This is a genomic window from Desulfofarcimen acetoxidans DSM 771, assembly GCF_000024205.1.
In the GTDB taxonomy this organism is placed as follows: Bacteria; Bacillota; Desulfotomaculia; order Desulfotomaculales; family Desulfofarciminaceae; genus Desulfofarcimen; species Desulfofarcimen acetoxidans.
Genome location: NC_013216.1, coordinates 3,109,025 through 3,122,419 on the forward strand (window position 1 = coordinate 3,109,025; position 13,395 = coordinate 3,122,419).

Sequence of the window (13,395 nt, forward strand, 5' to 3'; positions counted from 1 at the left end):
GTGTCAGATTTTTTGTTTTTCCATATATTATAGATATGCCGTTATTCTTTTTTGGTTCTATGAAATCTACTGGAGGTATCCCATGTTAGTAAAAATATTACAGGAAAATAATCACCTGATGCTGGATTTAAACCAGAACTATTTTGATAATACCAGTCAAATTTTTTGGGGTATACATAGATGCGATGTTATCTATAACAGTTATCTCAAACATGCAAAGTTTAATAATACATTCTATAAAATAAAAAATTTGGAGCATATAAACATATTTTACGATGAATCAGATTGCATGAGAATTGGTCCTTTTTTAGGAATATTAATTTCTGCCGCTAAAAAAGAGCATGTGCTGGAAGGATATCAGGATAATGTTTACATAAAATTAACTAATCATATGAGGAATCTTGGGGGATTGCTTGTCTTCTTCACTATAGATGATATTGATTGGAATGAATTGCTAATCAAAGGACATTTAATTGGCACGGATAACCTGTACCATGAGGTATGCGTTCCCTTTCCCAGAGTGATTTACGACCGCTGCTTTGGATCTAAGGGTAGATTAGTAGGGGCTGATTTTCGGGAAAAGATAAATGAATTTGGATTAACAGATATTAAAATATATAATTGCATGGTTAAATTAGGGAAATTAGAGACCTATGAATTATGTTCAAAGAATAAAGATCTGCAAAAAATAACTCTCCCCTATTCGGAGTTCAGCTTTCAGAGCTTAACTGGTTTTATGGAGAAATATGATAGTGTTTATATTAAACCAGATCTTTTATATAAGGGTGAAGGCATTATCAAAGTATCCCGAACCGGTCAATATTTTTCTCTGGAACACCATCGTGATAAGCTTTTCACCAGAAAATCAACCAGTGATTTAATGTCAGTTATTGATTTAATGGAGGATTTTGGACATTTAAGTCAAAGATACGTTATTCAAAAAAGCATTAGCCTGGCATCTTTTTTAGGCAATCCTTTTGATGTGCGAGTTATGCTGCAAAAAAACGGTCTAGGAGAATGGGAGGTCAGCGGGGTATTAGCCAGAGTTGGCCCTGAGAATTGCTTAATTACCAGCCCACGCAGCGGGGGCCAGGTTATACGTCTCTCAGAAGCTTTATCCAGCGCTTTTCCGGGCCAAATCGGCAGGCAAAGAGAAATCAAGCAAAACATTGAAAACTATGCTATTAAGATAGGACTGGCGATGGAAGCGGAATATGGATTAATTGGCGAACTGGGTATCGACATGGGAGTAGATTCAGATGGCTCTATCTGGATGATTGAGGTTAACGGAAAACCTCTAAAAGTAAGCATGAAAAGATTAAACAGCAAGCCTGTTGATATTAAAATAAATCGCTATCCTTGCCTCTTCGGAGCTTTTTTAGATGGCTTTCCGTGCAAAAGTACAGAATCACACTCAGCTGCTGGAACTATGGAATTGATTGAGCTTACCACACTGCCCCCAAAAACTATAACTATCAATAAAAGCGAGGTCTTTCAGACAATCGATCCGGGAAAACCTGTTCTGATCAAACTGGGTTCAAGTGAAATTACTGCAGGTGTTCATATCAGCAATTCGCTGGTAAATCATAAACAGATTGGTATCAGTTCTGATATTATGACCGCAATGGGCTGCTGCTCGGGTATAAAAATAAATATGTTTGCCTGCAGCAATAATGTTATCTGCCTTGGACCACTTCTGGCAGTCTTGAAGTCACCTATTGAATACAAATATATTAAAAATACCAAATATAAAGAGATCGAATATATTGAAAAAGTTGCTTACGAACTTGGCTGCACGCTGTTTTATTTCACTGCTCAGGATATAAACTGGTCTGATGAAAAAATGGTTGGGATATTTTTCAACAGAATAACAGGGAAATGGGAGGATAAATATTTTCCACTTCCTGATATAGTATATGATCTCGGTTCCTTCCCAGAAAAAGTTGTGCGGGAAACGGCCAAAGAAATGATGAGACTGCTTAGAAAAAGAGAAAACACAGCTCTAATCAACAGCCGCCGTTTTTTTGGTAAATATCAAACCATTCAGTCTATAAAATTTTTAAATCAAACCAAAGATTTAATACCTGCAACGCGCCATTTAACCATTGACAATCTTCAAGAACTACTGCTCAATTGGAAACGTGTCTTTGTTAAATCCGAATATGGCAGCCATGGCCATGAAGTCACTTATATTGAGGAAACTGATGGAATTTTTAAATGCGAAACCGGCGGTCGAAGGAATAAATACACTACCTTTAAGGAGTTTAAAGAATTATTTCAATTCATAGAAACTAAGTATGGCGAAACAATGGCGGTAGTTCAACAAGCTATTAAACTTAGCACCTATAAAGGCAAAACCTTCGACCTGCGTATAGTGATGCAAAAAGATGATAAAGCAAACTGGCAAATCAATCTGGTTTCCCTGAGGCTGGCTCCATATGGCAGCTTAATCACCAATATAAGCTCCGGCGGAACCGAGTTTGTACCGCCGCTACATGAACTGGAGCACCATATACCGGGAATGAGTATGCAATACCTGGTTGATTTTGCCCGAAAAATCGCACTGGCTATTGAGTGCTCTTTTGGCAGACAGGGGATATTAGGACTTGACGTGGCTATTGACACTAAAGGAAGGTTATGGTTGTTAGAGGTTAACAGTAAGCCCAGTATTATGGACTATATAGATCTCTGCAGTGAAAGCCAGGCCTATAAATTTTACGCAACACCAATAAAATACAGTTTATATTTAGTTCAACAGACAGCAGGATTAATTTGCAGTAGACTGGAGCATAAACTGGCAGGAGAAATAGCTGTCTCACAAATACTTCAATCTGAAGATTGATCAGCAAATACGGAATGCGCTCAAGAAAGTCGCTTAAAGCGACTTTCGAGCAGCCACAGGCACTCGTGCTCGTTGAAAATTATGCAGTGCTGACATTGATTATGCAATATAAATTCTTACTTCATTATGCAATGGCTTATCCACAAATTCATCATAAGCATAATTTCCCAGAGTGCGAAAAAGCCTAAGAAGCCCTTAGTTTTCAGGAGGCGTATAGATAATGAACGATCAAGAACATGTTAATTCTATGAAAAGGGCCAAGGAACTAAAAAGTAAAATAAATGATTATTTAAATGCTCGGGATAATATTCAAACAGGGCTTGAACGGATTGAGGAAAACTCTCAAACCAAAAGTAAAATAATAACGACTCTCAAGGCCACTGATAAGGACTGGTCAAATTGGAAGTGGCAAATTAAAAACAGGTTCAGTAATGTTGAACAACTGCAAAAAATCTTAAATACCTGCCCTCAACTGGAAGATATAAAAAAAGTTGAACGAGTATATCGCTGGGCAGTTTCACCTTACTATTTGAGTCTGTCCGCTGTAGACAACGTCAACTGCCCTATTAGAAAACAGTTTATCCCCAGCATATTGGAACTGCAGGATGAACTGGGCTTGAGCGATCCGGTTGATGAAAAGAATACCTCTCCTACGAAAGCAGTGGTAAGGCGCTACCCGGACAGGTTAATTATCAAAGTTACCAACCAGTGCGCCTCCTTTTGCCGGCACTGTCAGCGCAAAAGGACAATTGGCAAACAGGATTTGCATACAAGCAGCGGGAACATTGAAAAAGCGGTAGACTACATTAAAAAAAATCCTGAAATCAGGGATGTTTTGATTACCGGAGGTGACGCTCTTTTATTGAGCGACAAAAAACTGGATTGGCTGCTTACAGAATTAGATAACATTAATCACGTAGAAATCAAGAGAATCGGCACACGTGTCCCGGTGACCCTGCCTATGAGAATTACAGAAAAATTATGCGGCATACTCGGCAATCATCCCCCCCTCTATATCAATACACAGTTTAACCACCCGCTGGAAGTTACGCCTGAGGCAGCAACCGCTTGCAATAAGTTGATTCAAGCAGGTGTGGTTCTGAGCAACCAGAGTGTTTTATTAAAAGAAATCAACGATAATCCCCATATAATAAAAAAATTAAACCAGGAATTGCTTAAAATCAGGGTAAGACCATATTATTTATTTCACGCCATGCCTGTCAAAGGAACACGGCACTTTTCCACAAAACTATCAGTAGGCTTGGAAATAATGGAGAAACTAAGAGGTTATACCTCAGGACTGGCTATTCCAAGCTATATAGTAAATGTCAACGGCGGATTGGGTAAAGTCCCTATTCAACCTCAATACCTGTTTTTCAACGAACATAATGAGATTACACTGCGCACCTGGGAAAATAAACTGGTTGCCTTTATTGAAAAAAGCTAGATTGTTTCTCATGAAAATTTTATAATATCTACTTGACATCTGTTTTTATCTAAGGTATATTATTACCAAAGTTCACTCAATAAGTATACTTTAAACCCGCCAAGGGAGACTACAATGAAAATTAATCAGGCAACCGACTATGCATTTAGAGCAGTTTTTTATTTATCTCTTCTCCCCCGCGGCCAAGTAGTGGAAGCAAAACTCATAGCAGAAGACGAGAATATCCCCACTCGTTTTTTACTAAAAATATTTCCTCAACTGATCAAAGCGGGAATCGTCGAATCCCAGCGTGGAAACAGGGGAGGTTACTCTCTGGCTAAAAAACCTGCGGAGATCACACTAAAAGATGTGCTGGAAGCGGTAGAAGGTCCGGTTATGGTTAACAGATGCCTGCTTTCACCGGAAGGATGCAATAAAAATCATACTGCTATATGCCCAATACACCAGGCTTTACTTAATATACAGCAAACAATGAATACTGAATTAGAGAAGTATGATTTTGAGACACTGAAAAACAACTACAAGCAGCACTTATCTAAACTTTAAAGTGAGTGAAAAAAGCATTATCTTATCCACTCATTATTTTTTTAACACAAAGTATACTATTTTAGTATAGTATAAATTCAAGGAGGTATTTATAATAATGAAAATGTGTCCTTCAGCAGATAGTGTTTTGAGCGCTTTTATGTCCGCCAAATCAGATGTGGAAACATCCTTTAACCGTGTGCCGGAGCAGTCTTTAAAATGCGGTTTCGGTATGCAAGGCGTTTGCTGCCGTCTTTGTTCCAACGGTCCCTGCCGGATTACCCCGACTTCCCCGAAAGGAGTTTGCGGTGCCGACGCTGATACCATAGTTGCCAGGAACTTTTTACGTGCAGTAGCCGCAGGTGCGGCCTGCTATCTTCATATAGTCGAAAATACGGCCAATAACTTGCGTGAGACCGGTTTGGGCAACACCCTGGTGACCCTTAAGGGGCTTGATATTCTGCAAGAAACAGCAGAACTAATAGGTATTGAGGAAAGTAATCCCAACCTGCAAGCTGTAAAAATAGCCGATAAAGTACTTGAGGATCTTTACCGCCCCCGCAACCAGACTATGACTCTAACAGAAAAAATGGCATATGGCCCCAGGTACCAACGCTGGCAGCAATTAAACATTTTGCCCGGCGGAGCCAAATCCGAAGTATTTGACGCACTGGTAAAAACCAGCACTAACCTTTCCAGCGATCCTGTGGATATGCTCCTGCACGCCTTAAGACTGGGTATCGCTACGGGGCTCTATGGTTTAACATTAACTAACCATTTAAATGATATCATGCTGGGAGAACCGCAAATAACTCCCGCCAGAGTAGGCTTTTCAGTTATTAACGATGCCTATATCAATATTATGGTTACGGGACACCAGCATTCTATTATATCTGTACTGCAAGAAAAACTGGTCAGTCCGGAAGCAAAAAAAATGGCCCTAGAGGCAGGTGCAAAAGGATTTAAACTTGTAGGCTGCACCTGTGTCGGCCAGGATCTCCAACTGCGCGGCGTACACTGCAAGGAAGTCTTTGCCGGTCATGCAGGAAACAATTTTACCAGCGAAGCTTTAATTTCCACCGGTGCAATTGATCTTGTGCTAAGTGAGTTTAACTGTACTCTGCCCGGTATTGAGCCTATCTGTGACAGCTTCCTGGTAAAACAAATCTGCCTGGACGATGTTTGCAAGAAAGCTAATGCTGAGTATATACCTTTCGATATTAAAAACGCTGCTGCAACAAGCAATCAAATTATGCTGGCGGCTGTTTCCAGCTATAAGGAGCGCCGGGGTAAAGTACAGATAGACATTCCTGAACATGGTTATAACGACGTTATCACCGGGATCAGTGAAAAATCACTGAAAAAATTCCTGGGCGGTACTTTTCAACCTCTCATCGATCTAATCGCTGCCGGCACCATACAGGGTGTTGCTGCAGTAGTTGGCTGCTCCAATCTTACAGCCAAAGGACACGATGTTTTCAGTGTTGAACTGACTAAAGAATTAATTAAAAGAGACATTATAGTGCTGTCAGCAGGCTGCACCAGCGGTGGTTTGGAAAATTGCGGGTTAATGTCTCCGTCAGCTGCTGAACTGGCGGGAGAAAACCTCAAAGCTGTATGTAAACAACTGGGCATTCCACCTGTATTAAACTTCGGTCCCTGCCTGTCCATAGGCAGATTGGAAATAGTAGCCACAGAACTGGCCAGAGCTTTGAATATTGATATACCACAACTGCCCCTGGTTCTCTCAGCCCCCCAGTGGTTGGAAGAACAGGCACTGGCTGACGGCGCCTTTGGCCTTGCACTTGGTTTGCCGCTGCACCTGGCTATACCTCCGTTCGTAACCGGCAGCAAGCTGGTGAGCAAGGTTTTAACAGAGGATCTGAAAGAACTGACCGGTGGCAAGGTAATTTTAGAAGGGGAAATTATCCCGGCGGCTGATCAACTGGAAACTATTATCAAACAAAAAAGAAAAGCTCTGGGCTTATAGGGGGGATGGCAGTGAAACAGGGACGGCGCATATTAATAAATAAAGATCTATGCCAGGGATGCAAAAACTGCCAACTCGCCTGTATGGCCGAACACACTGGAAATAAGTCTGTATTATTGCTGGACTTAGAGAACAGAGCTAACCAGGCCCGCAATTTCATAGAACCAGGAAACGATGGAAAACCGGTACCAATATTATGCCGGCACTGCGATGATCCGGCCTGTGTAACCGCCTGCATGTCAGGAGCTATGACGAAAAATCCATATACAGGAGAAGTATCCTGTGATATTAATAAATGCGCAGGCTGCTGGATGTGTGTTATGTCCTGCCCCTTCGGAATTATTCAACCGGACAGGGTAAACGGTACACGTGCCGTAAAATGTGATTTCTGCGCCGGCAGGCATATCCCCCGCTGCGTGGAAGCCTGTCCCACAGGTGCTATAACAATGGAGCAGAGGTGAGCATTATAATGAAATATGTAATACTGGGTGCCAGCGCTGCCGGTATTAATGCAGCCAAAACCATACGCGAGTTAGACCCTAATGGTGAGATAACAATTGTCTCCAAAGATAAGGCAATATATTCACGCTGCATGCTGCATCATGTTATAAGCCAAGGCAGGCAGCCTCGTGAAATAAATTTCGCCGAAGAAAATTTCTTCGAAAAATATAACATCAATTGGCTGGCGGGTCAGGAAGTGCTTGGTTTGAACACAGAAGAAAAAACTGTTCTCCTCACAGGTGATTTAAAGATTAGCTATGATCGCCTGCTTATAGCTACAGGCTCCTCATCCTTTATACCGCCTATAAAAAACCTGGCTGCCGCTAAGCAAATATTCGGTCTTCGTAACATTGAGGATGCCGTTGCCGTTAATCTGGCTGCTGAAAATACCGGTGCAGCGGTTGTTATAGGAGCCGGCCTGATCGGTATGGATGCTGCCTATGCCCTCGCCGATCGAGGACTTGAAGTCACTGTAATAGAAACAGCTGAACATATTCTGCCCTTACAACTGGATAAAACTGCAGCACAAAAATATGAAAAACTTTTTCGACAAAACGCGGTTAACTTCTTTTTTAAGGAGACAACCGTTGAAATTAAACTCGACCAGGACAATAATGTGCGGGGCGTGGTCTTACAAAGCGGTGCCTTTGTTCACTGCGGGCTGGTCATTGTGGCAGCAGGGGTAAGATCAAATATAGAATTTCTCAAAAATACCAATGTAAAGATTGGCCGTGGCATACAGGTAAATTCATACCAAGAAACTTCCGTACCTAATATCTATGCTGCAGGTGATGTTTGTGAATCAACGGAAACCTTTACAGGCCAGGTTTCCCTGACACCTATCTGGCCTTCCGCCATACTGCAAGGGCGTACAGCAGGTTCCAATATGGCTGCAATTCCCCGGCAATTGGAGATAAACTTTGCTTTTAAAAACTCTATGACATTTTATGGACTGCACACAATCTCTTTCGGCTTAACCGGGCAGGCAGACAGCGATTCTAAGGAATTAATATACCAGGATGCCGGCAATTATAAAAAGATTATTTTTAAAGACGGGGTTATTAAAGGAGCTATTTTACAAGGCGATATTTCAAATTCAGGACTGATCGGTAAGCTTGTGCAGGATAAAACTAAAATATCTCACCCTGAACAAATATTTAATATGACTTATGCCAATTTCTTCGCTCAAAAAGAAAACGGAGAGTTTTGCTTTGCTTGTAATGACAACTGCCATTAGAGACTTACTCCCCGCCCCCTTCCATGCTGAGGCTAATGTTAACCAGTAAAACTATTTTACAATTAACTATTTACATTATTGTGGAATACCTGGTATAATATAATCAACTTTTTTTGTAGCATTTTGTTGTATTTTGTCATTAAGGGGATGGGATAGTAGTGAAATCAACAGGTATTGTAAGAAAGGTTGACGAACTGGGTCGTGTTGTTTTACCCGTCGAGTTGAGAAGGAGTATGGGTATAGCTGAAAAAGACCCCATAGAAATTTTAGTTGACGGTGAACTGATTGTATTAAGAAAATACGTTCCCTGCTGTGTCTTTTGCGGCAGCAGTGATGGCACTCAGACCTTTAACAAAAAAATAGTTTGTCAGCAATGCGCAACAGAAATATTTGAAAATACTAAAGCGATGTAATCGGGCGCACAGAGAAAAAGCCACCATTAATGGTGGCTTTTTATTCTACAGTTTATTTTCTATTGCTAACTCCCCCGCCAAATGATCAATAAACTGGCGCGCGGTTCTACCTGAACGACCGTTATGCCACATTTCCCACTGCAGAGCTCGCCTGCGCAAATCCTCTCTCTCTATCTCCAGTCCCTTCTGCAGCGCCAATCCCTCAGCAATTTCCAGATATCTTTTCTGATCCGGTGTTGTGAATACCACCGTGATACCAAACCGATCAGCCAGAGAAAGCTTCTCTTGCACACTGTCTGACATACGAACCTCATCTGAAGCAAGCTTGCGATCAGCGAAATACTCCCGCACTAAATGGCGGCGATTGGAAGTGGCATAAAGAAGTACATTATCCGGCTTAACCTCGATACCACCCTCTAATACAGCCTTCATATCCTTATATTCCACTTCATGATCCTCAAAAGAAAGATCATCAACAAACAAAATAAATCTCCCGGCCCGCCGGCGCAAAAGTGCAATTATCTCAGGAAAATCAGTCAGAGCATTTCTCGGCACCTCAATCAACTTCAAACCACGTGTAAAATACTTATTCAAAAGTGCCTTTACAGTAGAAGATTTACCGGTACCGCGATCTCCATATAATAAAACATTATTAGCCGGGTAACCGAGCAAAAACATTTCAGTGTTTTTAATAACCTCCCTCAGTTCCTCGTGATTGCCCACCAATTCCTGAAAACTTATCTGATCGGGTTCTTCAACACCGGTTAAATAGCCTTCCTGCCCCTTCTTAACCCAGCGAAAAGCCATATACTTACTCAGAATACCGCTTCCTGCGGCAGCATAATAATTAGCCAACTGCTCTAACTGCTCTGACCAGTCGGCAGATGAGGAAAGGCTCTTCTTTATATTATTTCTGAGCTTCGGTACATTAATGTCAAGAGAAGATAAAAAAGCAATTTCTTTTTTGTTACTTAAAGATTCAAAACAATCCCAAGCAGGTAAAGCCCTCACGGCAGATACCTCGGTGTCTGAGCAATCCAAATTTATATTCCGATCAATATCTTCCCTGGTTTTACCGTCTGCAATCCCCAGAATATCTGAAACAGCTCTGTTGATTATCCCTGAATCTAATTTCCAAAGCAGCTGCAGATTGTTTAAATCCGCCATTACAGCCTTTTTCAGAGACTCACCCATACCACCGATGCCCGCTGCTTCAGCTTTCCTACTAAAAACATTTTCATCCGCCAATACAGCCTCCAGTAAGTAATCCTGCCAGGCATCTCCCATTACATCACCGGTATTCATTTTTTCCTGTGAACCGGCTAACAAGCCAAAGACCTTATAATATTTCTGCAAAACTTTTGGGACTGAAACAGGCCTGCCGGCAAGACTTTCCAATAGCTCCCGAAAGGCGCAGATAACCGGCTGCTCCGATATGTTGCTATATATAAACAGGCATTTTGCAGCACTAATAGCTTCATTGATAAGGATTTTATCTTGCATAATTAAAAACGCCTCCCAATATGATCTGAACTGTTTATCACTACGAAACAGTATACTACAGCTTAACCTGGTTAACAATTGATTAATTGCTTTTATAATTCCACTGTTAATTTATTAGTTTAAAAGAAGGTATTTTAAAAAAAAAGTTGAAATATTTATGATAAAGGCAGCTAAATCTTTGGCATTATTGCTCTACTATTACAAATTATTAAACAAAACAGAGAGTTCATACTATTTGGGAAGGAGGTCATAAAAGTGAGTATATTTGAGGAAGTAAGACACACCGGTTCCGTTGGCAACACAGGCTTTAGAGGTACAATATCTTTTATGCGGCTGTTAATCATGGTCAGTATTGTTCTGGTTAGTGCTGGCTCAATACTAATGCTGGGTCTGCCTGTTCCGGTAGCCGGTATCCTGGCAGGTATCGCTTTAGCGGCATTACTTGTTGGCAGCAAAAATCTTTTTGATGTGGCAAATACAAACTGCCCCAATTGCTCCACTGAAATACTGACTATTAACGATTTTGGCTCATTACAGTGCCCAAACTGCCAGCAAAAGCTGCGAGTTGAAGGAAGAAAAGCATATATGAGCAGCTTTTAAACCTTGTCAAGAAAGTCGCTTTAGTGACTTTCTTACAGCCATAGGCACTCTTGCTCGTTGGAAATTATGCAGCACTAACCCTTAACTTATCCACGGATTCATAATAAGCATAATTTCCCAGAATACCAAAAACCACTGTCAGTACTGACAGTGGTTTTTTTAGAAATATATCCAGCAAAAGAAACACTTTTGAAAATTGTTTAAAACTCGCCTATAAAACAAATGCTTATACTAGAATCCTATCAATATTACAGTTATCATGAAATCAATAACTACATATAATTAAATATTTCTAAAACGGTGGTGATTCCAATAACACATCGCAGCACTGAAATGCCGGCCATCATTTCAGGAAATTCAAAAATGCTTGTCTGTTTCAGAAAAGACGGCAAATTGTACAAGTTATTCTGGCCTCACATTGACTACGGTGAAAATATTGGTATTTTCTTATCCGGCATCAAAATAATGCACGAACCGGTTAATACTCTCTGGCTGGGGGAAAACAGCACACAAAAAGGCCAGTATTACCTGGACGACACTAATATTGTTGTCACTCATATGACTGTAAATGATTATAATTTAGAGGTTGCTCAAACTGACCTGGTACTGCCGGAGCAGGATGTACTGGTACGCAATTATGTTATTCGCAATAACAATGAGCGCCCTCTGGAATTATCTTTTTTAACTTATACCCTTTTTGAAATAGAAGAGTCAAGCCATTATGACACAGCATATTTCGATCACGATATTCCGGCACTGGTACATTTTCGCAGGAATGCCTTTTTCGCCTTAGCAGCCGATAAGAAACTTTCCGGTTACCAGTGCGGGAGAATTAATTCCCCCGCGGATCCTATGATTAATGCTGTTAACGGTATTTTATCAGGTTATCCTAACGGTATCAGGGAAGCAGCAGGTGCACTGTCCTGGAGGCTGGGTATTCTGGCACCCGGAGAGGAAAGAGACATAACCTTATACCTTGCCGCAGCCCACACCAGGGATGACGCGGGAAAGCTGCTCAATGCCGTAAGGAACCGCGACTACTCCTACTGGTTTAATGCCACACGTGATTTCTGGCAGTCCATGTTGACTTCAAGTAAAGCTATTGATATTACTCAGGACAACATTTATCTTTACAATCGATCCCTTTTAACCGTTAAACTTTTATGCGATAAGCAAACAGGCGGTATTATTGCGGCACCTGAATTTGATCCGCATTACTCTGCCTGCGGGGGTTACGGTTATTGCTGGGGACGTGACGGTGCACTGATAGCTGCAGCCATGGATGAAGCAGGATTGCACAATATAGCACATAACTATTATATGTTTGCTGTAAGGACCCAGGAGCCTGACGGCACCTGGCATCAGAGACATTATATGGATGGTATTTGGGCTTCCAGCTGGGGTAAACAAATGGATCAGGGCGCGGCTATTCTCTGGGGTTACGCCCATCACTATCGTTTAACCCGGGATAATGATTTTTTGGAATACATCTGGACATCAACTCTTCTGGCAGCTGAGTACCTGGCTGATCACCTCTCGGAAGATAACGGACTGCCGGAACATACCGTTGATTTATGGGAAGAAGAATTAAGTCAGAATACCTATACCGCAGCCTCTGTCTGTGCAGGATTGTTGTCCGCTTCAGAGTTGGCGCTGCTAAAAAACGAAACAGTTCTGGCAGCCAAGTGGCGGGCAGCTTCTGAAAGGGTGAAACTGGGTATTACAAATTATCAATGGTCACCCTATCTTAACCGCTTTTACCGAAGTGTTAACCCGGAAGCTACATTTGAACAATATCAAAATGCCTTGCGGCAAGGATTGCCGGCAAAGTCTGCCTCGGACAAACTGGGTCTTTATCCTAAATACTTTGCCGGCTGCAATGAAAAGGTAGATGCCAGTGTGCTTGGCTTGAGTTTTCCCTATCAAATCTTAAATCCCCAGGATCCCAGAATAGCGGCTTCAGCACAAGCTGTTGAGGAGCACCTGACTAACCGCAAGATTGGAGGTATTCACCGCTACCAATGGGACAATTATGCGGGTGGCAATCCCTGGATAATAACAACTCTCTGGCTTGCTATTTATTACTGCCAGGCAGGCAATTTGAGCCGGGCCAGTGATTTGTATAACTGGTGCGCCGCTCATACCAATCCCCACGGGCTCCTGCCGGAGCAAGTGAACCGGGATAACGGCCATCCTGCCTGGGTATTGCCTTTAACCTGGTCTCATGCCATGTTTATCTTTGCCCACCTGGCTTTACAGGGAAAGCTCAGCATTTGCAATCAATCGGAATAAACAATTGTGCATATTTGCTGTTCTGTCAGATATTTTTAAAATATT

At 41.6% G+C, this 13,395-nt stretch carries 10 protein-coding genes; 9 read left to right on the forward strand and 1 reads right to left on the reverse strand.

Annotated features, from left to right (window positions below):
* Nucleotides 1–82 precede the first annotated feature (82 nt).
* The 7 genes from DTOX_RS14190 (at nucleotide 83) to DTOX_RS14225 (ending at nucleotide 8,955) form a co-directional block, all read left to right on the forward strand.
* Nucleotides 83–2,842: a YheC/YheD family endospore coat-associated protein gene (locus DTOX_RS14190; protein ID WP_015758378.1), complete on the forward strand. Its 2,760-nt coding sequence runs from the start codon at nucleotides 83–85 to the stop codon at nucleotides 2,840–2,842.
* 220 nt (nucleotides 2,843–3,062) lie between these two features.
* On the forward strand, nucleotides 3,063–4,289 hold the full coding sequence (gene eam / locus DTOX_RS14200) for a glutamate 2,3-aminomutase (RefSeq protein WP_015758379.1): 1,227 nt from the start codon (nucleotides 3,063–3,065) through the stop codon (nucleotides 4,287–4,289).
* A 114-nt stretch (nucleotides 4,290–4,403) separates the two neighbouring features.
* The gene (locus DTOX_RS14205) at nucleotides 4,404–4,835 is read left to right on the forward strand and encodes an RrF2 family transcriptional regulator (RefSeq protein ID WP_015758380.1); all 432 of its coding nucleotides are present in this window, start codon (nucleotides 4,404–4,406) and stop codon (nucleotides 4,833–4,835) included.
* Nucleotides 4,836–4,932: 97 nt separating this feature from the next.
* Nucleotides 4,933–6,804, forward strand: coding sequence for an anaerobic carbon-monoxide dehydrogenase catalytic subunit (gene cooS, locus DTOX_RS14210; protein WP_015758381.1), 1,872 nt, complete (start codon nucleotides 4,933–4,935; stop codon nucleotides 6,802–6,804).
* A 5-nt stretch (nucleotides 6,805–6,809) separates the two neighbouring features.
* Nucleotides 6,810–7,265: a 4Fe-4S dicluster domain-containing protein gene (locus tag DTOX_RS14215; RefSeq protein ID WP_042315897.1), complete on the forward strand. Its 456-nt coding sequence runs from the start codon at nucleotides 6,810–6,812 to the stop codon at nucleotides 7,263–7,265.
* Nucleotides 7,266–7,273: 8 nt separating this feature from the next.
* Nucleotides 7,274–8,542 (forward strand): NAD(P)/FAD-dependent oxidoreductase, encoded by a 1,269-nt coding sequence (locus DTOX_RS14220; protein WP_042315900.1) that lies wholly within the window; start codon nucleotides 7,274–7,276, stop codon nucleotides 8,540–8,542.
* Between the two features lie 158 nt (nucleotides 8,543–8,700).
* Nucleotides 8,701–8,955, forward strand: coding sequence for an AbrB/MazE/SpoVT family DNA-binding domain-containing protein (locus DTOX_RS14225; RefSeq protein ID WP_015758384.1), 255 nt, complete (start codon nucleotides 8,701–8,703; stop codon nucleotides 8,953–8,955).
* Nucleotides 8,956–9,000: 45 nt separating this feature from the next.
* Here DTOX_RS14225 and DTOX_RS14230 read toward each other — a convergent pair whose 3' ends face one another.
* The gene (locus DTOX_RS14230) at nucleotides 9,001–10,458 is read right to left on the reverse strand and encodes an ATP-binding protein (RefSeq protein ID WP_015758385.1); all 1,458 of its coding nucleotides are present in this window, start codon (nucleotides 10,456–10,458) and stop codon (nucleotides 9,001–9,003) included.
* 255 nt (nucleotides 10,459–10,713) lie between these two features.
* Here DTOX_RS14230 and DTOX_RS14235 point away from each other — a divergent pair, with 255 nt between their 5' ends.
* Both DTOX_RS14235 and DTOX_RS14240 read left to right on the forward strand, forming a co-directional pair.
* Nucleotides 10,714–11,058, forward strand: a complete 345-nt coding sequence (locus tag DTOX_RS14235) for a hypothetical protein (protein WP_015758386.1) — start codon at nucleotides 10,714–10,716, stop codon at nucleotides 11,056–11,058.
* A 363-nt stretch (nucleotides 11,059–11,421) separates the two neighbouring features.
* Nucleotides 11,422–13,350, forward strand: coding sequence for a glycoside hydrolase family 15 protein (locus DTOX_RS14240; protein ID WP_015758387.1), 1,929 nt, complete (start codon nucleotides 11,422–11,424; stop codon nucleotides 13,348–13,350).
* Nucleotides 13,351–13,395: the final 45 nt, after the last annotated feature.

Coding starts and splice junctions, on each gene's coding strand:
- DTOX_RS14190 (WP_015758378.1), top strand. CDS start 83: ATGTTAGTAAAAATATTACAGGAAAATAATCACCTGATGCTGGATTTA.
- eam (WP_015758379.1), top strand. CDS start 3,063: ATGAACGATCAAGAACATGTTAATTCTATGAAAAGGGCCAAGGAACTA.
- DTOX_RS14205 (WP_015758380.1), top strand. CDS start 4,404: ATGAAAATTAATCAGGCAACCGACTATGCATTTAGAGCAGTTTTTTAT.
- cooS (WP_015758381.1), top strand. CDS start 4,933: ATGAAAATGTGTCCTTCAGCAGATAGTGTTTTGAGCGCTTTTATGTCC.
- DTOX_RS14215 (WP_042315897.1), top strand. CDS start 6,810: ATGGCAGTGAAACAGGGACGGCGCATATTAATAAATAAAGATCTATGC.
- DTOX_RS14220 (WP_042315900.1), top strand. CDS start 7,274: ATGAAATATGTAATACTGGGTGCCAGCGCTGCCGGTATTAATGCAGCC.
- DTOX_RS14230 (WP_015758385.1), bottom strand. CDS start 10,458: ATGCAAGATAAAATCCTTATCAATGAAGCTATTAGTGCTGCAAAATGC.
- DTOX_RS14240 (WP_015758387.1), top strand. CDS start 11,422: ATGCTTGTCTGTTTCAGAAAAGACGGCAAATTGTACAAGTTATTCTGG.